Raw genomic sequence first — 24,607 nt, forward strand, 5'->3', positions numbered from 1 at the left:
GATCATAACACTTTTTAAAGCAGTAAGAGTTAAACTTATTCTCATTTTACTGCGCAGTTTATGGATACTGTGCAATAAGGTTATTTTGAATAGTAACAGTTTTTTATAAAATACCATACATAAAAATCAAAGTACTGGTCAACAATAATCGTTTTCTGAATGAAAACGTGTTAAAATGTAATGTAAAGTACAATACATATAATGAGGTGTTTGGATAATATGTCAATTCGTAACGCAATTAATAAAAATTTTAACAATCATTCAGAAACAAGGGATAAGCATTGGGATCCTGCATTAAGAACCCATTATTTTAAAACAACAAAAGATAAAGCTTTTGACAAGTTGCAGCCATTGTTTCAAAATTCAAAGGAATGCGATATTGTAGCTGTATCGAAAGAGCATGGTGAAATTAGTTTGAATTATAAGGCCGGTAGAAAAGTTTTTGTCATTATGACCATTATTATGGTAAAGCCGTATCGTACAGCTATTGATATATCTGCTACTACAGAATCAGCTATTCCATTTGACTTTGGTTATAGTCATAAACTAATTCCAAAACTTTATGATAAAATAAAAAAGGAATTAGATTATATCGGAACGACAGAATAAGATAATAAATCGTTGGAACGAAGGATGGATAAAATTGCGATGTCCACATTGTCAATTTAAAAATACAAAAGTATTAGATTCAAGACCAGTCGAAGAGGGGAGGTCAATCCGCAGAAGAAGAGAATGTGAATCATGTCATTTTCGATTTACGACATTTGAACGGATTGAAGAAGTACCTCTTATCGTTGTGAAAAAAGAAGGAACGAGAGAAGAATATAGTAGAGATAAGCTCATGCGAGGCCTTATTAGAGCATGCGAAAAGCGGCCAGTAGCATTAGAGCAAATCGAAAATATTGCTTTAGAAATTGAAAAAGAATTACGTAATAGAGGTACATCAGAGGTAGAAAGTAATGAGATTGGCGAAATGGTGATGGACCGTTTAGCAGATGTAGATGAAGTAGCCTATGTTAGATTTGCGTCTGTGTATCGTCAGTTTAAGGATTTAAGTGTATTTTTAGACGAGTTAAAGGATATAATTCGGTCCGATAAGAAATAGTGGATAGATTTGTAAGGGGCTATGTATATGAATACAGGAGACATCGGAAAAATACTACCAGCAGAATTATATATAGTCGAATTAGCGGAGGAAATGCAAGTATCATTTACTAACGCCTTAACTCATTTGTACCAGCCGTTAATAGGATTAGATGCACTTGCCTTATATCAGACTCTATATACTGAATTTATCGTTAATAATCATAGCCAAGCGTTTCAAACGCACCATACGTTAATGAGTTATATAGGGCTGCCGCTTGATCAAATGTATCGGGCAAGAAGAAAGTTGGAAGCTATCGGTTTGTTACAAACGTTTGAAGGAGAGCATCAAGGAAACAAGGTGTACCATTATCTCCTCCATCCTCCATTCTCTACTCAGGCTTTTTTCGCGGATGATTTTTTAAGTCATCTACTATACCATCAACTAGGCAGTGAAAAGTTTAAGAGAGTAAAAGAGGTATTTATGCAGCGCTCCTTGTTGGAAGATAAGGAAGAGACTACTGCCCCTTTTGAAGATGTGTTTCAGATCAGAACACATCATCCTGAAGAGATAGTGGAGTATGCTAGCCCTAAACCATCTATCCCATTGAAAAATAAGGTTGATTTTTCATGGTTAGAGCAAGTGCTGAACCAACGAATGTTACCAAAAGAAAAAATTTTGACAAAAGCAAATAGAAAATTAATAAACCAAATGGCATCAGCTTATGATTTAAGCAATATTGAACTGGAAAAAGCTTTAATATGGGCAATTAGTGATGAAAATGAATTGAATACGACAGAATTTACAGAGGCTTGTTTGAATTTTATGGAAGGACCAAAGGACAGCGGTTCTTTAAAAGCAGTGGATGAACGACAAAAATTACAGACTACTACTCAGACAAAGTCTAAGTCAAAAGAAGATCAATTTATTGAAATGATGGAGCATATCTCACCAAAGCAAGTACTAGAAGATTTAGCGAATGGAAATCAGGCATCACAGCAAGATTTAAAGGTCATTAGTGATGTGATGACAAAGCAAGGACTAAACCCTGGTGTCATGAATGTACTGATTCATTATGTAATGTTAAAAACTGATATGAAGCTAACGAAAAGCTATTTAGAGAAAATTGCGAGTCATTGGGCAAGAAAAAATGTAAAAACCGTGAGGCAAGCGATGACTTTAGCTAAATCAGAAAATAAAAAATATCAACAATGGTCAACTCAGGCAAAGAAAAGATATTATCAACCATCGCAGAAAAAAGATGTTGTTCCAGATTGGTATAAAAAACAAAAAGAACAAACAAAACAACGCGACGAGCAAACTGCTAAAAAGGTGGATAAGGAGAAAACAGCTCAAGAAGCAGATGCATTACTCGCTCAATATTTAGCGCAAAACGCAAATGATGATGAAGGATGATATAGATGGAACCTATAAAGACTGCATTGAAGAAGTGGATGCATTCGAATAAAAAAATACAACAGAATTTTCACGATATGCGCGAAAAAGTTTTGAATGATCCCTCGATCAAAAAACAGTTAAGTGAGCACATAGATTTGGACGAGAACAATATTAACCGTCACTTGATGAAGTTATATGAATACCAGCAAGCATCCAAAAACTGTGCTCAATGTTCGAATTTAGATGGTTGTAAAAACATCATACCTGGATACAGTCCGCATTTAGATATTGAGGGAAAAGATATCTCTATCCGCTATGAGAAATGTACGAATAAACTTGCAGATGAAAAACAAAGAGAAAAGGAAAAGCTTGTCCACAGTCTTTATATACCTAAACAAATTCGAAACGCTGATCTAAAAGACCTTGACTCCTCCACTTATGAACGAAAAGAAATTGTCAAAGAAATGATTGAATTTGTACAAGACTATTCCAAAGATCACGTTCAAAAAGGATTATATATTCATGGTCCATTTGGAACAGGAAAATCATATATTCTTGGGGTTATTTCCAATGAATTAAAGAAACGGCACATTAGCACGGCTATTATTTACATGCCTGAACTTGTAAGAGAAATGAAAGCATCCATTAAAAATGACTCTTTGCAATCCAAAATCGAACATTTTAAAAAAGTGGATGTATTGATGTTTGATGATATTGGAGCCGAGTCGATTTCTCCATGGTTTCGTGATGAAGTGCTTGGGGCTATTCTACAATATCGAATGATGGAACATTCACCTGTATTTTTTACATCAAACTATAATTTAGACCAATTAGAAGACCATTTAGCAACGTCTAATCGTGGAGATGTTGAAACGATTAAAGCAGGTAGAATAATCGAGCGGATTAGACAACTTAGTAAACCATTAGAATTAGCAAATCGATACCGAAATACGTAATAACCTGACTGTTTTTATAACAGAGGTTATTTTTTTTCTTATTTACCCATATAATGTACCAGTTTGATGGTGGTGAGGGTGATAAGAATTGATTGATGTGTATTTTGAACAAGAGGAAGAAGCTAATACTTTTTATCAATTGGTAAATAGTCATGACAATGAAGTGTGTGCAAAATGGGAACGAAAAACAAAATTTATTGTGCAATTAATTTCAGAAAGTAAAGAGTGGAATTTATGTAAAGATCAAATTGCTCGTTTTCTTAGTACGGTGTATATTATGCATCGAGAACTGCCGATGATTGAGTCCATATTGAAAAAGAAGTACTATTTTACAAATGAAGAAGAAATTGAACGAATAACCAGTATTGCGAGATCGTTATTAGAAAAGGATGAGTGTGTTTACGAACATCGCATCCACCAACATGAGCTTCGAGATACTCTTTCTACCATATTTTCTCTCCATTTAGAACCACCTGAAATTCGGTTTGATTCAATCGTTCATTTTCGATTGCATTTGTATATAGAGCAATTGACTGAAATGATTGGGCTAGCCATAGACGAGTTCAAACGAGAGGAAGATTACCAATCCTTTATTCACTCGTTGCGTGAATTTATTAAACGTAAAGCACCTGAAGAAGATGTTGTACATGTTGTACAAGGGGAAACATTTGAGTTTTATCGTGGAAACGGATCTATCTTAATGAAGCACGAAGTAGAAGAATTGCGTGAACGTTTTCCATTATTCATATTCGGTCTAGAGCATGGAGAGTGGAATATATCGCCATTGATTATGTTAGCACCAAAACATGTGATCATGTATGGGAATAATCCACAAGAAGCACAAACACATACCGTTATGAATATATTTCAAGAAAAATTTTCCTTCTATCCGTTGACAGCTTTTCCTTTTTCTAATCATGAGCAAAAAGAGTCTTGATTTTTGTCGACACAATCGTTATAATTATCGTCATAAGTTAAACGTTTTTTCGCTAACGATGTGACGATGAGGACAAGATAGGATGGAAGGTATACAATAAGAGAGGAAAGCCGTGGCTGAAAGCTTTCTGTATAACCACATGCTATTACCACCTCGGAACACTGCTTATGAAAACAATGTTGATTAGTAAGTGGCGGTTGATCTCCGTTAATGATCCTAAAATGAGCTGCACAATGGTGTGGAAATTTGGGTGGAACCACGGGTACAACGCTCGTCCCTTTACAAGAGAGTAGAGGGATGGGCGTTTTTTTATGCACTAAATTTAGTAGGAGTGAGTGTAGATGGCAGAAATAAATATTACCTTCCCGGATGGATCTGTAAAAAGTTTTGAACATGGAACAACTGGGGAGGACATTGCAAAATCTATTTCCCCAGGGTTAAAAAAACAAGCGCTAGCGATAAAGCTAGATGGTACTTATTATGATTTACGCACACCGTTAACAGAAGATGGTGCGATTGAAATTATTACGATTAAAAATGAAGAGGGACTGGAGATATTGCGTCACTCAACGGCGCATTTGATGGCACAAGCTATTAAACGACTATACGATAATGTCAAGCTAGGTGTAGGCCCAACGATTGAAAATGGTTTCTATTATGATATTGATATGGAAGAAACGATTACACCAGAAGATTTACCGAGAATTGAAAAAGAAATGAAGCGAATTGTGGATGAAAATTTAGAAGTAGTTCGTAAAGAAGTTACTCGAGATGAAGCGAAAAAAATGTACGAAGAATTAGGTGATGACTTAAAATTAGAATTATTAGAAGCCATTCCAGAAGATGAAAAAGTAACGATTTACGAACAAGGTGAGTTTTTTGACTTATGTCGAGGTGTTCACGTTCCTCAAACAAGCAAAATCAAAATATTTAAGTTATTAAGTATTTCAGGTGCTTATTGGCGTGGAGACAGTAACAATAAAATGCTCCAGCGTATTTATGGAACAGCTTTTGAAAAACAAGGACAGTTAGATGAGTATTTACGTTTACGTGAAGAAGCAAAAGAACGTGATCATCGTAAATTAGGAAAAGAACTAGGTATTTTCACCGTGTCCCAAAAAGTTGGACAAGGCTTGCCATTGTGGCTGCCAAATGGTGCAACCATTCGTCGTACGATTGAACGTTATATCATCGATTTAGAGGAACGTTTAGGCTATAACCATGTTTATACACCGGTATTAGGCAGTAAGGAACTATATAAGACAAGTGGTCACTGGGATCACTATTCAGATGATATGTTTCCAACAATGGAAATGGATAACGAAGATCTTGTTTTACGTCCGATGAACTGCCCGCATCATATGATGGTATATAAAAATGAATTGCACAGCTATCGTAACTTACCTGTTCGTATTGCGGAATTAGGAATGATGCACCGTCATGAAATGTCAGGGGCACTAGCAGGATTGCAGCGTGTGCGTGCGATGACATTAAATGACGCTCATATTTTTGCTCGGCCTGATCAATTGAAGGATGAATTCATTCGAGTGGTAGAGTTAGTACAAAATGTATATAAAGACTTTGGTATTGATGATTATTACTTCCGTCTTTCTTACCGCGATCCAGAGGATAAAGAAAAATACGTAGATAATGATGAAATGTGGAATAAAGCACAAGCAATGTTAAAAGAAACAATGGAAGATATGAACCTAGAGTATGTAGAAGCTGAAGGGGAAGCGGCATTCTATGGTCCTAAATTAGATGTACAAGTAAAAACCGCTTTAGGAAAAGATGAAACACTTTCCACTGTACAGCTTGACTTCCACTTGCCTGAACGATTTGACTTAACTTACATTGGAGAAGATGGAAAAGAACACCGTCCAGTAGTCATACACCGTGGAGTTGTTTCCACCATGGAACGTTTTGTTGCTTTCTTAATAGAAGAATATAAGGGAGCATTCCCTACATGGTTAGCACCTATTCAAGCACGTATTATCCTGGTATCAGCTGATGTTCATTTAGATTATGCGAAAAAAGTCGAGGATGAGCTTCGTTTTGCAGGTGTACGTGTAGAAGTAGATGAACGAGATGAAAAAATCGGTTATAAAATCAGAGAAGCTCAAACAGCGAAAATTCCATTTGCTCTTATTGTAGGAGATAAAGAAATGGAAGCAAATGCTGTTAATGTTCGCCGTTATGGAGAGAAAGATTCGGAAACAGTAGACTTTGAATCATTTAAAAGCAGCATTCAGGAAGAAATAAATCGAAGATCGTTACGCCGTAAATAATGTCATACCATCTAAACAAGGTTGAATGAGAAAAGTTGTTGACATTGATAGGTGGAACATGCTAGTATAGGAAAAGTGAAATTAAATATGATCTCAAGACAAGTAGAAGCACCCGCTTCTCACCTGATTGACACAGTTGTGTAGTTAACAGGTATGAATCCGACTTTCAAGTAATGAAATGCGAACGTGTGGGTGCAGTATGTGTACCTGCACGTTTTTATTTGGTTAATATGTGCTGAATTCATGCAGCATATAAAGGAGTTAACCTTTTAGTCAATCAGTTTTATCTGAGATAATAGACTTGTCTAAAGTTTGCTTGATCATGTTTCATTACGCTTTTATTAAATTTCGGAGGTGGCTGATTATTAGCAAAGAGATGAATGTCAATGAAAGTATCCGTGCAAGAGAGGTACGACTCATTGATGCAAATGGGGATCAATTAGGAGTTAAATCTCGTCAAGAAGCGTTAGATATTGCCCTAACAAGAAACCTAGATTTAGTATTGGTGGCACCAAAAGCAAAACCACCAGTATGTAGAATTATGGATTATGGGAAATATCGTTTCGAGCAACAAAAGAAAGAGAAGGAAGCACGTAAAAAACAAAAAGTGATTAACGTAAAAGAAGTAAGGTTAAGTCCAGGTATTGAAGAGCATGATTTCAATACGAAACTTCGTAATGCACGTAAGTTTTTAACTAAAGGAGACAAAGTAAAAGTTTCCATTCGCTTCCGTGGACGTGCGATTACCCATAAAGAATTAGGTCAAAAAGTATTAGAACGAATGGCAGAAGAATGTAAGGATCTTTCTACAGTAGAGCAAAAGCCAAAAATGGAAGGTCGCAGTATGTTCTTAATGCTTGCACCTGTTAACGAAAAGAAATAACTCGCATCTTTGCGAAAGTTAAATAGATTCTAGTTTTACAAGGAGGAAGTTACGATGCCAAAAATGAAATCACACAGTGGTTCTGCAAAAAGATTCAAAAAGACAGGTTCTGGGAAGGTAAAACGTTCCCACGCATATACAAGTCACTTATTTGCTAACAAGTCTCAAAAGCAAAAGCGTAAACTACGCAAATCTGCACTTGTTTCTGCAGGAGACTACAAACGCATTAAACAAATCTTGCCAAAATAAATAAGAAAAGCAAAAGAGCGGCCCGTTTAGAAACGTAGACTTAAAACTGAACCGTAAGAGATAAAGGGAACACGATAAGCTTGTGAGTCGATTGTTAACCTATCAATACGGAGTTAAGGGAGGACTCTCGTTTCCGGGCTACTTGAACTAGACAAAATATAATCGAAACTAAGATTCGTTTATTTATATAGGAGGGAAATATTATGCCACGTGTTAAAGGTGGAACAGTTACACGTCAACGTCGTAAACGTATTTTAAAATTAGCTAAAGGTTATTATGGTGCAAAACATTCATTGTTTAAAACAGCAAAACAACAAGTAATGAAATCAGGTCAGTATGCATACCGTGACCGTCGTCAGAAAAAACGTGACTTCCGTAAATTATGGATCGCACGTATCAATGCGGCAGCTCGTATGAACGACCTTTCTTACAGCCGTTTCATGCATGGATTAAAATTAGCTGGTGTGGAAGTAAACCGTAAAATGCTAGCTGACTTAGCTGTAAATGATGAAAAAGGATTTGCACAATTAGCAGACCAAGCAAAATCTACATTAAAATAAACGATTAAACGAAACGGATTGTTTTCATCTAAGCGTAACAATGAAAACAATCCGTTTTTTTCTTACACGTTAGGAAAGTATAAAATTTTAGCAGCGAAGCTACTCGACGTAGCAACGGTCTAGTATCGGCGTTGGTCACAGGACGTACTTGTACAGGATGTACTGACATCTGTGTTGCCTACAGGAAGTAGGCGAACTTAACAGATGATCCATTTTCACTCCCGATGCAAGTACAACTAAGGCTTTCGCCGTTAGGACTTGGCGATAAGCCAAGTTTTTATTTACCTTATCAGCATTTATGTCGTGTTACAGATGAAGTGAATTCGACGTAGGTACCACAATTAGGAAGATAGATAAGGGCAACTAGGCTACCACACTGCGCCATAGACTTGGCTAAGCCCAAGTTTTCTGTATAGTTAGTTAGTAAAGGAGCTTGGGAGGATGTTAGATGGTTTACTTATGTATTATGCAGTTCTAAATATTATAGCTTTTATCATGATGGGGATGGATAAACAAAGAGCAAAGAAGAATAAATGGCGTATTCCTGAAAAACGCCTCTGGTTGATTGCCTTTATAGGAGGAGCAATTGGTGCAACGTTGGCAATGAATCAATTTAAACATAAAACGATGCATCGCAATTTCCAGGTATTTTTGCCAATTCTAAGTATATTGCATATGGTACTATTACTTTATCTCATAGTAAGAGAATTGAAGCTGTCATAACTGCTCGTCTCTTGTCATATAATGATCAGGAGAAGGAGCTGATCGATCATGTCAGTGGAGATGTTAGATCACGTGAAGATAATGGAAAGTTATGCTTTTGCTGCCCCGGTTTTATTTATTCTTGTTCATATTTTGCGCCCATTATTAATTCTTCCTGTACTGTTATTGTGTATAACAGGTGGTATTCTCTTTGGGATGTTAGCAGGAACAGTTTATTCTATTATTGGTCTAATGATGTCAAGTTTTATTTTTTACTATATAATGCATCTAGTACCAGCAGTTCAAAAAAGATGCGAACGTTTGGAATTGAAACTACTGGGTGAAAAAGGACAATTAACGACGATGCAGATCGTTTTGTTAAGAATGCTTCCATTTATTCACTTTCATTTACTTTCCTTTTGTATCTATCAAAAATCAGTTGATTTCAAGCAATATGTTCGCACAACTTTTTTTTCCGTTGTACCATTAGCTATATTTTACACTACCCTAGGTAAAACAATCCAAGAGATATCTTTGCTTTATGCCATCCCATTTGTTGTATTAATATTGTTGGCAGCATACTATGCTAGAAAGAAACAAATCATTATTAAGTGGCAGACATTTTTTTCTTCGCGTCCGACATAATTACGTAAGATGAAGTCGATTAATCGGATTTTTCCATTCGATTTTAGCGTGAGGGTAGCGAATAAGTATTTCTTCTTCTAAAAAATATAAATCCTGACGATCAAATCCTTTTAACTTTTCAGGGTTACGAGTGTGCATCGTAATATTAACCACTTCAAAAGAATGTTCCGTTGTACCCAGATATTTTTCCCCTTCAAATACGAACCCTTTATATGTGATAAAGAAATTCTTTTTGATATCATCATTATAGTCTAAAAAATAGAATGCTTTTTTTTCTTGAGCTACTTCTAGTTTTCTTTTCGGATTTACAATATATTTATAGGCGGTGTAGATCAGCGCCACCATCGCCACTAACACTAATAGCCGAAATAAAATAATAATCATGATTTAACACTCCTTTAGGCGGACTTCTGCTTATTTAACTATACGTTTAGAAAAGTAAAAGGTTTCAAAAAAGTAAAGGTTACATGGTATAATTGTACAAAAGTTTTTTAAAAAAGGTGGACTATATGAACTGGCAACCATTATTTCATATGCAACAAGAATTAGATAACTATATCGTAGCACAACATCAATTAGAAAATGAACAAGTTTTTGACAAAAAAATTCTTGCATTACTTGTCGAAGTAGGCGAATTAGCTAATGAAACGAGGTGCTTTAAATATTGGAGTTTAAAGCCAGCAAGCCCTAATGATGTCATTGCTGAAGAATATGTAGATGGAATTCATTTTATTTTATCATTAGGATTAGAATTAGGATTGGATGATTTCAAGTCCCAAGATAGGACAACAGAAAAGGATTTATCTTCTTTATTTAATGATGTTTTTGAAAAAATTACAACTCTGAAAAATGAACGTACGATCGAAGCATATAAAGAGCTTTTTCAGACATACTTATTGTTAGGCAATGCCATTGGTTTTTCTGCAGATGATATGAAAGATGCCTATTTAGACAAAAATAAAGTCAACTATGATAGACAAAATCATGGCTATTAATAAAGAAAAATAGGAGGACGATACATAATGGCAAGCGAATATCAAATGAAGACAATGCTAAAAGAACTAACAGATGCACGAGGTATCCCAGGAGATGAAAAAGAACCAAGACAAGTAATGGAAAAGTGGATTCAACCATACGCAGATAAAGTTTACACGGATCATCTTGGCAGCTTAATTGCAGAAAAATCGGGAGAAGAAAATGGACCAAAGGTAATGGTTGCAGGGCATTTAGATGAAGTGGGCTTTATGGTAACTAAAATTGACGATAAAGGGTTTGTTTATTTCCAAACGGTTGGCGGCTGGTGGAGCCAAGTCATGTTAGCTCAACGTGTAACGCTTTTAACCAAAAAAGGGGATGTAACGGGAGTGATTGGTTCCAAACCACCGCATATCTTGTCTCCTGAAGCGAGAAAAAAGCCGGTAGAAATAAAGGATATGTTTATTGATATCGGTGCAACTAGCCGTGAAGAAGCTCAAGAATTTGGGGTTAGGCCAGGAGATTCCGTTGTACCGTATTTTGAGTTTACACCATTAAAAAATGAGAAATTACTATTAGCAAAAGCTTGGGATAATCGTATTGGATGTGCGATAGCGATTGAAGTATTAAAAAGATTGCAAGAGGAAAAACATCCAAATGTGGTGTATGGAGTAGCAACTGTACAGGAAGAAGTTGGACTTCGCGGGGCTAAAACGGCTACACATTCGATCCAGCCTGATATCGGATTCGCTGTAGATGTTGGGATTGCTGGCGATACTCCAGGCATTTCATCAAAAGATGCGGACAGCAAAATTGGAGATGGCCCACAAATTATCTTGTATGATGCTTCTATGGTATCACACAAAGGATTAAGGGATTTTGTAATTGATACCGCTGATGAGAAAAATATCCCTTATCAATATGCTACAATGGCTGGTGGTGGAACAGATTCTGGATCTATCCACGTAACAGCAGAGGGGGTTCCAGCCTTATCTATTACGGTGCCTACAAGATATATCCACACACACGCAGCCATTCTGCACCAAGATGATTTTGAACATGCCGTACAAATGTTGGTAGAGGTTATCAAAAAATTAGATAAAGATACAGTAGAAACGATCACTTTTTCTTAAATAGAAGATGAGGTGGACTCAAAACATCGCAATTGGCGATTTTGAGTCCACCTCTTTTTTGATCTAACAAACGGAAGGTAGGGAAATTCTCGAGGATGTTTTGAAAGTTATTTGATGTCAATTAAAACTTGTCATGACTAATTTTTATAGTACAGTATAGTTAACTCATATATATAATGGGTGTGTGTTGAAATGCGTTAAATGATAATGTAATAAATGGGGGTTATAACATTTTCAGATTAATATAATAAACAAATGAGTTCATTATTATATAGCAAAAAATTATTCAGTATCATATATTGATTAGATCACCTTCACATTGAACGTACTACCCAATATAGGCTCCCAATACCTTTTTGACATATTGCTGCGTTTCTTGAAATGGTGGTATGCCTCCATATTGATCAACATTACCAGGTCCTGCATTATAAGCTGCTAATGCCAATGATTTATTCCCATCATATTTATCAAGCATTTGCTTTAAGTATTGGACACCGCCTCTAATGTTTTCTTTTGCATTAAATGGGTTTTGGACACCAAGTGATTGGGCTGTTTCAGGCATTAACTGCATTAACCCTTGAGCCCCAACTTGGCTTACTGCGTTAATGTCATAATTGGATTCAGTTTCCACTACGGCCTTCACTAAATTTGTATCTATTCCAAATTGGGATGCTGTTTCATGGATCATTTCCATAATCTGTTCGTTGCCTGCAGTAGTATTGGATATAGGACGGGATGCACTCGATGCACCCATTGGTAGATCGCTAGAAGGTGTGTGGGACAACACATCTTTTGTATGATTTAGGTTATTATCCATATGTAAAGCTTCCTGTAAAATTTGAGAGAATGAAGACGTATAATTTGAATTAGGTTGAATATTGCTGAATGAAAATTGTTGCATGGCTTGCAGTTGCATTAAGTAATGAAAAGGTGTTATCTTCATATAAAAAACTCCTTTACCTGCTGACGATATATTAACTATACAATGAAGCTTGATACCCTGCAATGCAATACAAAAAAATAAGGCTTATAGCCACTAAATTATGACATAAGCCCTAAAGTTATTCCTAATCCTACTGTTTGTTTACTGCTTGTTCTAATGATTCCAATACCTCTGATTTTTCATTTTCATCTGCTTGTTCCCAGAAAAGTTCAAATAGTACACCTAAACCTGGAAGCATTTTTTCTTCCCCGCTTTGAATAGCATCTACAATAGTTGCTTCTAAATCATTAGCAGAGTTACCAGAGACATTAGATAAGATAGCTTTTCTTAAATTTAAATCCATTCATATCACTCCATTCTTTTACCATCTGCAATATAGTTTGACCAAGGTTATAAAAAATATGTATGCTAGTAAAGAATGAAAACGAGAAGGATGATATGCATGATAACATCTGTAAAAAATGAAAAAGTAAAACAGTGGAGAAAATTAAAGCAGAAAAAAGAACGAGACAAGCGGTCCTTATTTATGATTGAAGGGTTTCATTTAGTAGAAGAAGCTCTTCAAAGTGATTGGCAGATAAAAGAAGTGATTATAGAAGATGGAATCGATAAAAGCCATTCTCTAGAAGGTTACTCTGTTTATGAAGTAGCTGAAAATGTAATGGCAGCGATAACGGACACGAAATCACCTCAAGGTATTGTAGCGGTTGTAGAGAAAAAGTATGTAACACCAACTGATTTTTCGCGTGTTTTGTTAATGGATCAAGTACAAGATCCTGGTAATCTTGGAACCATGATACGAACGGCAGATGCAGCTGGGTTTGATGCAGTTATCCTAGGGGAAGGTACTGTTGACTTATATAATGAAAAAGTCATTCGAGCAACTCAAGGCTCTCTTTTTCATTTAGATATTTTAGAAGCTAATTTATCGGAAGAAATACGACATTTACAAGATAGAGACGTGAAGGTTTGGGCCACTGGTCTAGAAAATGCGGAAAGGTATGATCAATTAGAGATTCCAGAAAAGTTAGCTGTGATTGTCGGAAATGAGGGGGCAGGTGTAGATCCAAAGCTTATGGATCAATCTGATCAAATCGTAACCATCCCGATATATGGCAGAGCAGAGTCCTTAAATGTGAGTGTGGCAGCTGGTATTTTGATGTATGCTGTCGCTAAAACACAATAAATATCGAATAGGACTTGCATCATAAAGCATACTTGCTTATACTATATAAGTAAACTTTTAATGAAAATTGAACAGGATAAGCGACGAAAGAGCAAGTAGATATGTGTCAATCGTTCTAAAGGGATGAAGCACCATGACTGAAAGTGTTTCAACGATCGCATGTTGAAATTTCACTCTGGAGCTGGCACTTGGACCTTGCAAATATGTAAGTAAAGGTGTTCCGGATCAATCCGTTATCTAATCACAAGTGGGTATAGCAATTCTCGTTATATCAACAAGGGTGGTACCGCGATACATACAAGTCTCGTCCCTTTTTAGGGGACGGGATTTTTTTATTTTACAACGACTATAAGGAGGTATTTTTATAATGAAAGAACGATTACAAGAACTAAAGCAAGAAGCCTTAGTTAAAGTAAAAGAAGCAACAACATTGAAAGAACTGCAAGACGTTCGAGTTGCTTATTTAGGTAAAAAAGGTCCAATTACGGAAGTATTAAGAGGTATGGGGAAATTATCGAAGGAAGAACGTCCCGTAATTGGTGAACTAGCGAACACGGTTCGACAGGATATTGCATCTGCGCTGGATGAGAAAAAAGAAAGTATTGAAGCTGAGGCTTTAGAAAAACAACTGGCCGAAGAAACAATAGATGTTAGTTTACCAGGTCGCCCTGCACCGGTAGGGGGTCCACACCTTTTAACAAGCATTGTAGAAGAAATTGAAGATTTATTTATTGGAATGGGCTTTGAAGTACGTGAAGGCCCAGAAGTGGAAACAGATTATTATAACTTCGAGGCATTAAATTTACCAAAAGGTCATCCAGCTCGTGACATGCAAGACTCATTCTATATCACGGAAGATATTCTCATGCGTACCCACACGTCACCAGTTCAAGCACGCACAATGAACGCTATTGACGGATCTAAATCCGTAAAAATGATTTGCCCAGGTAAAGTATATCGTCGCGACACAGATGATGCGACACACTCTCATCAGTTTACTCAAATTGAAGGACTATATGTAGATGAAAATGTTCGTATGAGTGATTTGAAAGGAGTGCTCGATCGATTCGCGAAGCAAATGTTTGGGGAGGATCGAGAAATTCGCTTGCGTCCAAGCTTTTTCCCGTTTACCGAACCTTCTGTGGAAATGGATATATCGTGTAAAGTATGCCATGGTGAAGGCTGTCATGTATGTAAAAAAACGGGATGGATCGAAATTTTAGGGGCAGGCATGGTTCACCCGCGTGTTTTAGAAATGGCAGGATATGATTCCCAAAAATACAGTGGCTTTGCATTTGGCATGGGTCCAGAGCGAATTGCAATGCTTAAATATGGAGTAGATGACATCAGACATTTCTATACGAACGATATTCGCTTTTTAAAACAGTATCATAAAGCATAAGGAGGAGGCTGAAACATGTTTGTATCATTAAATTGGTTAAAAAATTATGTAGATATAGATCAACTATCACCAGAAGCATTGGCAGAACGTATTACAAAAACAGGTATCGAAGTAGATGGGCTAGAGCGATTTGGGCAGTCTTTAACAAATGTTGTTGTAGGATATGTGGAAAGCTGTGAGAAACACCCAAATGCCGATAAATTGAATCTTTGCCAAGTCAATGTTGGCGAAGAAACGTTACAGATTGTTTGCGGTGCGCCAAATATTGCCCAAGGACAAAAAGTTGCGGTAGCAAAGCCGGGAGCTGTATTACCAGGTAATTTCAAGATTAAAAAAGCAAAATTACGTGGTGTGGAATCCAATGGAATGATCTGCTCCCTTCAAGAATTAGGGATAGAGGAAAAATTTGTTCCGAAAGAATTTGCAAACGGCATATTTGTCTTCCCTGAAGATAGTGAAATTGGAGCAGGTGTAACTGAATTATTGAATTTAGATGATGTGATTATCGAATTAGACATAACGCCGAACCGTTCTGATGCTTTTAGTATGCTAGGCGTAGCTTATGAAGTTGCAGCTATCTTAGATGTTCCGATTCGTTTACCACAAAACAGTGTACGTACAGTGGAAGAAAAAGCGACAGATCATGTTTCGGTTCAGGTAGAAGCACAAGAAAACAATCCATATTACGGAGCATTTATCATCAATGATGTGCAAGTTGGTCCATCACCATTATGGCTGCGAAACTATTTAATAGCAGCAGGTATTCGACCTATTAATAATGTGGTCGATATTACCAATTATGTATTATTAGAATATGGTCAGCCACTACACGCATTTGACTTTGACAAGTTTGGTTCTAATCAAGTTGTCGTTCGACAAGCGAAGGAACAAGAAAAAATGTATACGTTAGATGATCAAGAACGAACGCTATCTAGTGAGCATCTTGTGATTACAAATGGCAGTACACCACAAGCACTAGCTGGTGTGATGGGTGGAGCAGATTCTGAGGTATCTGATCAAACAACAACTATATTACTTGAGGCTGCTTATTTTGATCCACAAATCGTTCGCAAGGCTGCAAAAGATTTCGAATTACGCAGTGAGTCAAGCAACCGGTTCGAAAAAGGAGTAGATCCTAACCGTGTACGCTTAGCAGGCGAACGTGCTTGTCAATTACTCTCACAATATGCAAATGGTACTGTCTTAGACGGGGTAGCAGAATTTGATCAATTAGATTATCAAGAAAAAACGGTGACGATCTGGACATCGATCATTAACGCACGTTTAGGAACCGATATTTCCAATGATGAAATAGGGGATATTTTGCGAAAATTGAATTTTGACTATGAGCAAGATGGAGAGACATTTACAGTATTTGTGCCGACTCGCAGACAAGATATCACTATTTTTGAAGACATGTTAGAAGAAGTAGCACGTATCTATGGATATGACAACTTGCCATTTACACTGCCACAGGGCGGGGCGCAAGCTGGCGGATTAACGAAAAATCAACAGTTAAAACGTCATATCAAAAGCTTCTTAGAAGGCGCAGGATTATCTGAAACGGTGACGTACTCTCTAACAAGTAAAGGTCGAGTAAATCAACTTGTTAGTCCTGAGATCCAGGAAGAGCTTGTTTCGACTGTCTCATTAGCAATGCCGATGAGTGAAGATCATAGTACATTACGTTTAAGTTTGCTTCCTGAGATGCTTGGCACTCTTTCCTACAATTTAGCGCGTAAGCAGCAAAACATCGCTTATTATGAATTAGGCAGTGTCTTTATTTCCAAAGAGGAAGAAGTAACAAAACAACCAGAAGAAAAATTACGAGTATCTGGTGCTTTAACTGGTGATTGGATAACACATCCTTGGCAGCAGGAGAAAAAGCAAGTTGACTTTTTTGTTGTAAAAGGGATTTTAGAGTCATTATTTGCATCATTGAATATAGACGTACAATTTAAGCAGGCCAAACTAGACGATATGCATCCGGGCAGAACGGCACAATTATTTATCAATAATCGTTCCATAGGGTTTGCAGGGCAAGTTCATCCTACCTTGCAAAAAACATACAATTTAAAAGAAACGTATGTGTTTGATTTAGACCTAGATTATGTACTTGAGATCCATAAGAATGAACCAAGCTTTGACAAAATCCCACGTTATCCTAGTATTTCACGCGATATAGCATTAGTGGTGGATGAGGAAATAAACGCTGGGGCTATTCAATCTACTATTCAGCAAGTTGGCGGAGAATTAGTGAAATCTGTTCAAGTATTTGATGTTTATCAAGGGAAACACTTGGATGCAGGTAAGAAATCGATAGCCTTTAACTTGCTTTATCAAGATCCAGAGCGAACGTTAAAAGACGAGGAAGTGGAAGCATCTTATCAAGCCATCATTGACGCTGTAGCGAATGAACATCAAGCAGAATTAAGAGGATAAGGAAAAGGGCTGCAATCTTGCAGCCCTTCGTGTTTGGTATAGGAGAAGGGACTTCATCAGTGAAATTTCTTTTTTTGTTTATCACGGTGAACAATCTTTCGTAAGACCCCCGCTGATGAAAGTCTCTCTTTATTTTTTTACTAATTTCTTTGCTTTTTCCGTATTGGCGAAGTGTGTTTTGGCTACCTGATTCATTTTATTTAATCCGAACTTTCTTATGATATAGGCAGCGGTTTCGTCTACTTTGTTGGAAGCTCCTTTAGGAATCGTCACACCGACACTTTTTGATAAGCGATCCATTTCTTTCACAAACTTTGCTCGAGCAATGATCGATGCCGCAGCAACAGCAGTAGAGTAACTTTCCGCTTTTGTCATGAAAAACGTGTTCTCAGGCAATCCTTCGCCTTCTGATTGAATGTGTTTTTGGTATACTGAGGGTTGGCAGAATTGATCAACAAGTATCCCTTTCGGCTTGACTTCACCTAATTTTTTAGCTAATTTATGTATGGCATGATGATGAAGCATTGCCTTCATTTTTCCTTGAGACCAGCCTTTTTTTTGTAATTGGTTATATTTTTTATTGTCAAGGGTTAAAAGTGTATATGGAATTTGCTCTCTTACTAAGGTTTTCGCAAGTTCTGTGATTCGGTCATCGGTTAACGTTTTGGAATCCGTTATCCCTAACTGTTTTAAAGGTTCTATCTGATCATCTGTTACATAAACAGCACCAACCGTAATAGGACCGAAATAATCACCAGTACCAGCTTCGTCTGTACCGATATGACTTTGGCTGAAAAAATCTTTTGGTGGTTGATAATCATGTTGATTAACAGAGACTTTGGCTGATTGTGATTGGTTGCTGTGAAGAGCTAATGTTTTCCATTTATCTGCTTCTATTGCTGCATTTTTCCCTTGAAATAACACTTTACCAGATGAATAAGCAGTGATACTGGCCCCATTTGCTTTTGCTTGAAATATCGTGTTAACTGGAGTTTGGTGAATCTGTGATTGATAGTGACTTTTTAACTTTTGTAATAAATTTTTCGGTAATTGTAAGACAACATTCGACAATGAGTATTCGCTCCTTCGTTAATAGTGATACATGTAGTATAACAAAGACCATACTATCAGAATAGTTTTCTATTTGTTCGCTTCATGTTAATATTAACTTTAAGGTTTAATCGTTGATAAGGGGGTATCATGGTGACCCAACCAGATAAATCACGTATTACGGTTCGTATTTATGGGAGATCTTATAACATTATAGGAAATGAAAAGGAAGAACAAGTCGAGAATGTGGCTAGCCTTGTTGATCAGAAAATGCGAGAAATACATAAACATAACAAAGCATTAGATACGACTAATTTAGCTGTATTAACTGCTGTGAATACAATGAATGATTATATAAAATTGAAAGAAGATTATGAAATTTTACAGAAATTATTAGAGGAGAAAGAGGAATAAATTTGACATGGTAAACTTAATTATCCTTATATTACTTGTTATTGGTTTTTTGATTGGTTTAAAGAGAGGGTTTATCCTACAGCTTTTACATTTAACAAGCTTTGTGATTGCCTTTATTGTTGCGGCTATGTATTATGATAGCTTTGCATCGAAATTAGAGTTGTGGATTCCATACCCTGATTTTCCCACAGATGAAACATGGGCAGTATTTTTAGATTCTTTACCACTAGAAACAGCGTTTTATAATGCGATTGCTTTCGGTGTGTTATTTTTTGTAACAAAAATCTTGCTGCAAATTATTGCCACAATGTTAGATTTTGTCGCTGATTTACCTATTCTCAACCTTATAAATGGTTGGTTGGGGGCGATCCTTGGTTTCGTTGAAGTCTACCTTCTAATATTCGTTGCATTATATATCATTGCATTGCTGCCTGTTCCAGAGGTGCAAGCATGGATCGATCAATCAGGCATTGCTCAATTTATTATTAATCATACACCAGTTATTTCGGATAAACTAACAGATATTTGGTTCGAAAGTTAAATCAATAGTGGAAAGTGACCATTATTTACCCTTGCATCTAAGAAAAAGGCAAGGGTATTTCCGCTTTAGGAATAGAAGTGAGGGATTGCGATATGAACGTCAATAAAAAAGATGTGCTCAAACTTTTAGAAAAAATAGCGACCTATCTTGAATTAAAAGGGGAGAACCCATTTAAAATATCGGCTTACCGAAAAGCAGCTCAGGCTTTAGAACGGGATGAAAGATCATTATTTGAAATAGATGACGTGACAAAATTAAAAGGAGTAGGAAAAGGGACAGCAAGTGTTATTAATGAATTTATCGACACAGAACAATCCACTGCTTTGACTGAGTTAGAAAAAGAAATTCCAGAAGGCTTAATTCCATTACTACATCTGCAAGGTTTAGGTGGAAAAAAGCTAGCAAGATTATACCAAGAATTGAACATAGTAGATGAACAAACCTTAAGAGAGGCATGTGAGCGTGAAGAGATTCAACAGTTAAAGGGATTTGGCAAAAAGTCAGAAGAAAAAATTTTAGCAGCATTAGACAATTTAAATAGTCAACCAGATAGATTACCAGTGGCTAAAGTGTTACCTCTTGTAAAAGTAGTCGAAGACTATCTATCCAAAATAGAAGAAATCAAGAGGTTCTCACTAGCAGGCAGCATGAGAAGGTATCGTGAAACAGTGAAAGATATTGATTTTATTATTTCAAGTGACCAACCAGAAAAAGTAAGGGAAAAATTATTGAGTATAGAGGGAAATGTGGAAACTATTGCATCTGGAGATACCAAGGTCTCCATCGTCCTCAAAGATACTTATGAGATTCATATTGATTTTCGTATTGTAGAGGAACAAGCTTTTCCAACTACTTTACATCACTTCACTGGTTCAAAGGATCATAATGTATTAATGCGTCAGTTAGCGAAATCACAAGGTAAAAAAATTAGTGAGTATGGCGTGGAAGATCTGGAAACAGGAGAAATCATTACTTTTGATTCCGAGGAAGCATTTTATAAAAGTTTTGGCTTGCACTACATTCCCCCTGAAATAAGAGAAGGGAAGGATGAAATAGAGTTAGCGAAAGAACCGATTAAACTGGTACAGGAATCAGATGTAAGAGGGGATCTTCATATGCACTCGACTTGGAGTGATGGTGCTCAATCTATTGAAGAGATGGCGCAAAAGGCCTTAGATAAAGGGCACGACTATATCGTTATTACGGATCATTCCAAATATTTACGAGTAGCAAATGGATTAAATGAAGAAAGATTGCGCAGACAAAGACAGGAAATAGAACAACTTCGTCTGAAATTTCCTGAACTAGACATATATGCAGGAATTGAAATGGATATATTACCTAATGGAAACCTTGACTTTACAGATGAGACATTAAAAGAATTAGACTTTGTAATAGCGTCCATTCATTCCAGTTTTCAGCAATCACAAGAAAAAATACATGAGCGGTTAACACGTGCTTTAGAAAATCCTTATGTTCATATGATAGCTCATCCAACTGGCAGGTTGATTGGACGTAGAGAAGGGTATTCTGTTGATATAGAATGGTTAATCGACAAAGCAAAACAAACGAACACAGTGCTAGAATTGAATGCTAACCCCAACAGGTTAGACTTATCTGCAGAGTGGGTTCAACATGCACAAGAAAAAGGAGTTAACATTGCTATTAATACAGATGCGCATGATTATCGCATGTTAGATCATATGACATCAGGATGTCGTACCGCTCGAAGAGGCAAATTATTTAAAGGAACGGTCATCAATACCATGACTAGGCAAGAGTTCAAGCATTTTCTAGCTAAGGATTAGGAGGAGTTCACGTTCATGAACAAGCGAATTTTTCATGTCTTAGAATTTGATAAAATCATATCTCAATTAATGGAGCAAGCCGCATCTTCGCTAGGAGTGGAACAGGCTCGAGCACTACTTCCTTCTACGGACTTTGACCAAGTGGTGAAGTGGCAAGATGAAACAGATGAAGCCTTTCATATCCTCCGATTAAAAGGCCATATCCCATTAGGTGGCATCGTTGATATAAAACCTAGTGTGAAACGTGCTGCTATTGGGGGGATGTTAAATCCACAAGAGTGCTTAGATATTGCCAGTACAATTTATGGTGGAAAACAACTGAAATATTTTTTCGATCAATTAGAAGATGTAGAAGCTCCTATCATGGAAGAGTTAGCGGATCAAATTGTACCATTAAATGAATTAGAACGAGAAATTAAAAATTGTATTGATGACCATGGCCATATGATGGATGGGGCTTCGGATAAGTTGAGAGGTTTGCGTTCTAAAATTCGTACCAATGAAAATAGAGTTCGAGATAAATTAGACCATATTACAAAATCAAAATCCAAGATGTTATCCGATGCGATCATCACTATTCGAAATGATCGTTATGTGCTGCCAGTAAAGCAAGAGTATCGTTCGGCAGTTGGCGGCATTGTTCATGATCAATCTTCTTCTGGTGCTACCTTATTTATGGAGCCGCAATCGGTTGTGGAAATAAATAATGAATTACAAGCAACCAAAGCTGAAGAGAAGAATGAAATTGAAAGAATATTAAGAGAGTTATCACAGCGCATTGCTGATGATGAAGCTTTCTTAATGCAAAATGTAGATGCGCTATCAAAGCTCGACTTCATTACAGCACGTGCCAAGTTAAGCCATCAAATGAAGGCAAGTAGACCAACAATGAACGACCATGGTATGATTAAAATGAAACAAGCAAGGCATCCCCTTATTGAACCAGATGAAGTGGTAGCAAATGATGTTGAGTTAGGGGAAGATTTCTCAGCGATCGTCATCACTGGACCGAATACGGGGGGGAAAACGGTCACATTGAAAATGGTGGGCCTTTGTACATTGATGGCACAGTCAGGCTTGCAAGTCCCTGCATTGGATGGTTGTCAGTTAGCAATCTTCTCGAATGTTTTTGCAGACATTGGAGATGAACAGTCGATTGAACAAAGCTTAAGTACATTTTCTTCCCATATGACCAATATCGTGGACATATTGGGACACTTTGATTCTAGTTCTTTATTGTTGTTTGATGAGTTAGGTGCTGGTACAGATCCACAAGAAGGTGCTGCACTTGCTATGTCTATCTTAGATTATGTAATAGAAAAAGGGGCTCGTGTAATTGCTACGACACACTATCCAGAATTAAAAGCATATGGATATAATCGAGAGGAAGTCGTTAATGCATCGGTGGAGTTTGATGTGCAGACATTAAAACCGACCTACCGCTTATTAATCGGAGTACCAGGCCGCAGCAATGCCTTTGATATATCGAAAAGACTGGGGTTAAGCGATCAAGTCATAGCGAAAGCAAAAGAGCAGATTGGAGCAGATTCCAAAAGTGTGGAAAACATGATTGCATCCTTAGAGGATTCTCGTAAAAAGGCGGATGCAGATTATGAACAAGCACACAACATATTAGAAGAAACTGCTCAATTAAAGAGAGATTTAGAGAAGCAATGGCGACAATTAGAAGAACAGCGAGAAGCGATTTATAAAAAAGCGGAAGAAAAAGCAGAAAAAGCTGTAGCAAAAGCTCGTGAAGAAGCAGAAACAGTGGTATCAGAGCTTCGTAATATGAAGACAGAAACAGAATGGAAAGAGCACGAGTGGATTGAAGCGAAAAAATTGTTAAATGAAGCTCAGCCTGACCTTTCAAAGAAAGAAAAGAAAAAGGCACCAACTATTGATGAAGATAAGGCGAAAACATTAAAACCAGGCGATGAAGTAAAATTATTAACCTTAGATCAAAAAGCAACTGTAATAGAACAAACAGGTAAAAATGAATTCCAAGTGCAAGTCGGTATCATGAAAATGAAGGCAAAACGGAAAGATTTATTATTTGTACGACGCGATGAGCCGAAAATGGAGAAGCCATTAGCGACCGTTAGAGGAGCTCATTATCATGTGAAACCAGAGTTGGATGTCCGAGGTGAAAGGTATGAAGATGCCCTGCAGCAATTAGAGAAATATATTGATGATGCCCTTTTAGCAGGTTATGGAAAAGTATCGATTATTCACGGGAAAGGGACTGGAGCGTTACGTAAAGGTGTCAGAGCATTTGCAAGAAAGCATTCCAAAATAGCAGGTGCTAGAGATGGCGGAATGAATGAAGGTGGACTAGGTGTAACCGTTCTGGAATTGTCATAGCTAACAGAGGACGAATCTTGCCCCCATGATATAAAGAGAGAATTCCATCAGTAGGGGTCTTCACCCCCCCTGTGGTTAGCGAAACTTATCAGGGTGCTAGTGCCCTGTCCGGTATCTCCCACTTCTACTTCTTGCATTAATCTACGTCATTAACTGTGGGCTTACGGACGATTGTTCACCGTGATAAAATTGGGATGAGGAGTGGGCTTAACATTGTCTGATTTTTGGAGTAATATCTTTGTCGAAACAGCTGCAAGATATAGTGTTGCGGTTTTATGTTTGATTGTTTTTTTAGTCATTTTTGAGCTTGTCACATCTTATAAGAATTGGGACGAAATAAAGCGAGGAAACATGAGTGTGGCGATGGCAACAGGAGGAAAAATCTTTGGAATTGCAAACATATTTCGTTTTTCCATCCAACATAATGATTCCATCCTTGAAAGTATGACGTGGGGAACATTTGGATTTATTTTATTACTTTTAGGTTACTTTATTTTTGAATTTTTAACACCTACGTATAAAATTGATCAAGAAATTGCAAGGGATAACCGAGCAGTAGGGTTTATTTCTATGGTTATTTCTGTTGGCTTATCCTTTGTAATTGGTTCTAGCATTGGCTAAGGGAGTGCGAATAGTTGAAAACATTA

At 37.0% G+C, this 24,607-nt stretch carries 25 protein-coding genes and 3 other annotated features; of the genes, 21 read left to right on the forward strand and 4 right to left on the reverse strand.

The genetic code is table 11. From position 1 onward, the window contains the following. Positions 1-219: 219 nt before the first annotated feature. From GHD00_RS18615 to GHD00_RS18665, 11 genes are all read left to right on the forward strand, one after another. Positions 220-609, forward strand: coding sequence for a cytosolic protein (locus tag GHD00_RS18615; protein ID WP_163539712.1), 390 nt, complete (start codon positions 220-222; stop codon positions 607-609). 34 nt (positions 610-643) lie between these two features. Continuing rightward, positions 644-1,105, forward strand: coding sequence for a transcriptional regulator NrdR (gene nrdR, locus GHD00_RS18620; RefSeq protein ID WP_163539713.1), 462 nt, complete (start codon positions 644-646; stop codon positions 1,103-1,105). A 27-nt stretch (positions 1,106-1,132) separates the two neighbouring features. Beyond that, positions 1,133-2,500: a replication initiation and membrane attachment family protein gene (locus GHD00_RS18625; RefSeq protein ID WP_163539714.1), complete on the forward strand. Its 1,368-nt coding sequence runs from the start codon at positions 1,133-1,135 to the stop codon at positions 2,498-2,500. 5 nt (positions 2,501-2,505) lie between these two features. Then, positions 2,506-3,438, forward strand: coding sequence for a primosomal protein DnaI (gene dnaI / locus GHD00_RS18630; protein WP_163539715.1), 933 nt, complete (start codon positions 2,506-2,508; stop codon positions 3,436-3,438). A gap of 97 nt (positions 3,439-3,535) precedes the next feature. Next, positions 3,536-4,375, forward strand: coding sequence for a sporulation protein YtxC (gene ytxC, locus GHD00_RS18635; RefSeq protein WP_240468755.1), 840 nt, complete (start codon positions 3,536-3,538; stop codon positions 4,373-4,375). A gap of 54 nt (positions 4,376-4,429) precedes the next feature. Next, positions 4,430-4,657 (forward strand) — a binding site (T-box leader). Between the two features lie 59 nt (positions 4,658-4,716). Further along, on the forward strand, positions 4,717-6,663 hold the full coding sequence (thrS, locus tag GHD00_RS18640) for a threonine--tRNA ligase (protein WP_163539717.1): 1,947 nt from the start codon (positions 4,717-4,719) through the stop codon (positions 6,661-6,663). 94 nt (positions 6,664-6,757) lie between these two features. Continuing rightward, positions 6,758-6,888: a sequence feature (ribosomal protein L20 leader region), on the forward strand. Between the two features lie 151 nt (positions 6,889-7,039). Continuing rightward, positions 7,040-7,546 carry a translation initiation factor IF-3 gene (gene infC, locus GHD00_RS18645; RefSeq protein ID WP_163539740.1) on the forward strand — a complete coding sequence of 169 codons (507 nt, stop codon included), beginning with the start codon at positions 7,040-7,042 and terminating at the stop codon, positions 7,544-7,546. Positions 7,547-7,600: 54 nt separating this feature from the next. Beyond that, positions 7,601-7,795, forward strand: a complete 195-nt coding sequence (gene rpmI / locus GHD00_RS18650) for a 50S ribosomal protein L35 (RefSeq protein WP_163539718.1) — start codon at positions 7,601-7,603, stop codon at positions 7,793-7,795. Positions 7,796-7,998: 203 nt separating this feature from the next. Further along, positions 7,999-8,355: a 50S ribosomal protein L20 gene (gene rplT / locus GHD00_RS18655; RefSeq protein WP_163539719.1), complete on the forward strand. Its 357-nt coding sequence runs from the start codon at positions 7,999-8,001 to the stop codon at positions 8,353-8,355. Positions 8,356-8,796: 441 nt separating this feature from the next. Beyond that, the gene (locus GHD00_RS18660; protein WP_163539720.1) at positions 8,797-9,078 is read left to right on the forward strand and encodes a DUF1294 domain-containing protein; all 282 of its coding nucleotides are present in this window, start codon (positions 8,797-8,799) and stop codon (positions 9,076-9,078) included. Positions 9,079-9,126: 48 nt separating this feature from the next. Then, a complete protein-coding gene (locus GHD00_RS18665; RefSeq protein ID WP_240468754.1) occupies positions 9,127-9,702 on the forward strand; it encodes a TVP38/TMEM64 family protein in 576 nt (191 codons plus the stop codon). On the opposite strand, the gene GHD00_RS18670 is transcribed toward GHD00_RS18665, so the two are convergent. Continuing rightward, positions 9,703-10,086 carry a sigma-w pathway protein ysdB gene (locus GHD00_RS18670; protein ID WP_163539721.1) on the reverse strand — a complete coding sequence of 128 codons (384 nt, stop codon included), beginning with the start codon at positions 10,084-10,086 and terminating at the stop codon, positions 9,703-9,705. Positions 10,087-10,211: 125 nt separating this feature from the next. Here GHD00_RS18670 and GHD00_RS18675 point away from each other — a divergent pair, with 125 nt between their 5' ends. Beyond that, positions 10,212-10,697, forward strand: a complete 486-nt coding sequence (locus GHD00_RS18675) for a dUTP diphosphatase (RefSeq protein ID WP_163539722.1) — start codon at positions 10,212-10,214, stop codon at positions 10,695-10,697. A 27-nt stretch (positions 10,698-10,724) separates the two neighbouring features. Beyond that, the gene (locus tag GHD00_RS18680) at positions 10,725-11,810 is read left to right on the forward strand and encodes a M42 family metallopeptidase (RefSeq protein ID WP_163539723.1); all 1,086 of its coding nucleotides are present in this window, start codon (positions 10,725-10,727) and stop codon (positions 11,808-11,810) included. A 328-nt stretch (positions 11,811-12,138) separates the two neighbouring features. Here GHD00_RS18680 and GHD00_RS18685 read toward each other — a convergent pair whose 3' ends face one another. After that, positions 12,139-12,753, reverse strand: a complete 615-nt coding sequence (locus GHD00_RS18685; RefSeq protein ID WP_163539724.1) for a lytic transglycosylase domain-containing protein — start codon at positions 12,751-12,753, stop codon at positions 12,139-12,141. 130 nt (positions 12,754-12,883) lie between these two features. Then, complete coding sequence (gene sspI / locus GHD00_RS18690; RefSeq protein ID WP_163539725.1) at positions 12,884-13,096, reverse strand: small acid-soluble spore protein SspI; 213 nt, start codon at positions 13,094-13,096, stop codon at positions 12,884-12,886. 99 nt (positions 13,097-13,195) lie between these two features. On the opposite strand from sspI, the gene GHD00_RS18695 reads away from it, so the two are divergent. The 3 genes from GHD00_RS18695 to pheT all read left to right on the forward strand — a co-directional run bounded on the left by GHD00_RS18695 (position 13,196) and on the right by pheT (position 17,783). Next, complete coding sequence (locus GHD00_RS18695) at positions 13,196-13,939, forward strand: TrmH family RNA methyltransferase (protein WP_205600791.1); 744 nt, start codon at positions 13,196-13,198, stop codon at positions 13,937-13,939. A 74-nt stretch (positions 13,940-14,013) separates the two neighbouring features. Continuing rightward, positions 14,014-14,254, forward strand: a binding site (T-box leader). Between the two features lie 52 nt (positions 14,255-14,306). Further along, positions 14,307-15,341, forward strand: a complete 1,035-nt coding sequence (gene pheS / locus GHD00_RS18700) for a phenylalanine--tRNA ligase subunit alpha (RefSeq protein WP_163539726.1) — start codon at positions 14,307-14,309, stop codon at positions 15,339-15,341. Between the two features lie 15 nt (positions 15,342-15,356). Further along, positions 15,357-17,783 carry a phenylalanine--tRNA ligase subunit beta gene (pheT, locus tag GHD00_RS18705; protein WP_163539727.1) on the forward strand — a complete coding sequence of 809 codons (2,427 nt, stop codon included), beginning with the start codon at positions 15,357-15,359 and terminating at the stop codon, positions 17,781-17,783. Between the two features lie 129 nt (positions 17,784-17,912). On the opposite strand, the gene rnhC is transcribed toward pheT, so the two are convergent. Next, entirely contained in the window at positions 17,913-18,854 is a 942-nt protein-coding gene (gene rnhC, locus GHD00_RS18710; RefSeq protein WP_163539728.1) for a ribonuclease HIII, read from the reverse strand. Positions 18,855-18,986: 132 nt separating this feature from the next. Between rnhC and zapA the strand changes: the two genes are divergently transcribed. From zapA to GHD00_RS18735, 5 genes are all read left to right on the forward strand, one after another. Then, positions 18,987-19,247 carry a cell division protein ZapA gene (gene zapA, locus GHD00_RS18715; protein WP_163539729.1) on the forward strand — a complete coding sequence of 87 codons (261 nt, stop codon included), beginning with the start codon at positions 18,987-18,989 and terminating at the stop codon, positions 19,245-19,247. Positions 19,248-19,254: 7 nt separating this feature from the next. Continuing rightward, the gene (locus GHD00_RS18720; RefSeq protein ID WP_163539730.1) at positions 19,255-19,788 is read left to right on the forward strand and encodes a CvpA family protein; all 534 of its coding nucleotides are present in this window, start codon (positions 19,255-19,257) and stop codon (positions 19,786-19,788) included. Between the two features lie 92 nt (positions 19,789-19,880). Beyond that, a complete protein-coding gene (gene polX, locus GHD00_RS18725; RefSeq protein WP_163539731.1) occupies positions 19,881-21,596 on the forward strand; it encodes a DNA polymerase/3'-5' exonuclease PolX in 1,716 nt (571 codons plus the stop codon). A gap of 15 nt (positions 21,597-21,611) precedes the next feature. After that, on the forward strand, positions 21,612-23,960 hold the full coding sequence (locus GHD00_RS18730) for an endonuclease MutS2 (RefSeq protein ID WP_163539732.1): 2,349 nt from the start codon (positions 21,612-21,614) through the stop codon (positions 23,958-23,960). 213 nt (positions 23,961-24,173) lie between these two features. Continuing rightward, on the forward strand, positions 24,174-24,581 hold the full coding sequence (locus GHD00_RS18735) for a DUF350 domain-containing protein (RefSeq protein ID WP_163539733.1): 408 nt from the start codon (positions 24,174-24,176) through the stop codon (positions 24,579-24,581). Positions 24,582-24,607 lie beyond the last annotated feature (26 nt).

This window comes from Gracilibacillus sp. YIM 98692, assembly GCF_010993965.1.
Taxonomy (GTDB): Bacteria; Bacillota; Bacilli; order Bacillales; family Amphibacillaceae; genus Gracilibacillus.

Excerpts from the sequence above, each read along its gene's own strand:
- GHD00_RS18615 (WP_163539712.1), top strand. The coding sequence starts at position 220 with ATGTCAATTCGTAACGCAATTAATAAAAATTTTAACAATCATTCAGAA.
- GHD00_RS18625 (WP_163539714.1), top strand. The coding sequence starts at position 1,133 with ATGAATACAGGAGACATCGGAAAAATACTACCAGCAGAATTATATATA.
- dnaI (WP_163539715.1), top strand. The coding sequence starts at position 2,506 with ATGGAACCTATAAAGACTGCATTGAAGAAGTGGATGCATTCGAATAAA.
- thrS (WP_163539717.1), top strand. The coding sequence starts at position 4,717 with ATGGCAGAAATAAATATTACCTTCCCGGATGGATCTGTAAAAAGTTTT.
- infC (WP_163539740.1), top strand. The coding sequence starts at position 7,040 with ATGAATGTCAATGAAAGTATCCGTGCAAGAGAGGTACGACTCATTGAT.
- rpmI (WP_163539718.1), top strand. The coding sequence starts at position 7,601 with ATGCCAAAAATGAAATCACACAGTGGTTCTGCAAAAAGATTCAAAAAG.
- rplT (WP_163539719.1), top strand. The coding sequence starts at position 7,999 with ATGCCACGTGTTAAAGGTGGAACAGTTACACGTCAACGTCGTAAACGT.
- GHD00_RS18660 (WP_163539720.1), top strand. The coding sequence starts at position 8,797 with ATGTTAGATGGTTTACTTATGTATTATGCAGTTCTAAATATTATAGCT.
- GHD00_RS18665 (WP_240468754.1), top strand. The coding sequence starts at position 9,127 with ATGTCAGTGGAGATGTTAGATCACGTGAAGATAATGGAAAGTTATGCT.
- GHD00_RS18670 (WP_163539721.1), bottom strand. The coding sequence starts at position 10,086 with ATGATTATTATTTTATTTCGGCTATTAGTGTTAGTGGCGATGGTGGCG.
- GHD00_RS18675 (WP_163539722.1), top strand. The coding sequence starts at position 10,212 with ATGAACTGGCAACCATTATTTCATATGCAACAAGAATTAGATAACTAT.
- GHD00_RS18680 (WP_163539723.1), top strand. The coding sequence starts at position 10,725 with ATGGCAAGCGAATATCAAATGAAGACAATGCTAAAAGAACTAACAGAT.
- GHD00_RS18685 (WP_163539724.1), bottom strand. The coding sequence starts at position 12,753 with ATGAAGATAACACCTTTTCATTACTTAATGCAACTGCAAGCCATGCAA.
- sspI (WP_163539725.1), bottom strand. The coding sequence starts at position 13,096 with ATGGATTTAAATTTAAGAAAAGCTATCTTATCTAATGTCTCTGGTAAC.
- GHD00_RS18695 (WP_205600791.1), top strand. The coding sequence starts at position 13,196 with ATGATAACATCTGTAAAAAATGAAAAAGTAAAACAGTGGAGAAAATTA.
- pheS (WP_163539726.1), top strand. The coding sequence starts at position 14,307 with ATGAAAGAACGATTACAAGAACTAAAGCAAGAAGCCTTAGTTAAAGTA.
- pheT (WP_163539727.1), top strand. The coding sequence starts at position 15,357 with ATGTTTGTATCATTAAATTGGTTAAAAAATTATGTAGATATAGATCAA.
- GHD00_RS18720 (WP_163539730.1), top strand. The coding sequence starts at position 19,255 with ATGGTAAACTTAATTATCCTTATATTACTTGTTATTGGTTTTTTGATT.
- polX (WP_163539731.1), top strand. The coding sequence starts at position 19,881 with ATGAACGTCAATAAAAAAGATGTGCTCAAACTTTTAGAAAAAATAGCG.
- GHD00_RS18730 (WP_163539732.1), top strand. The coding sequence starts at position 21,612 with ATGAACAAGCGAATTTTTCATGTCTTAGAATTTGATAAAATCATATCT.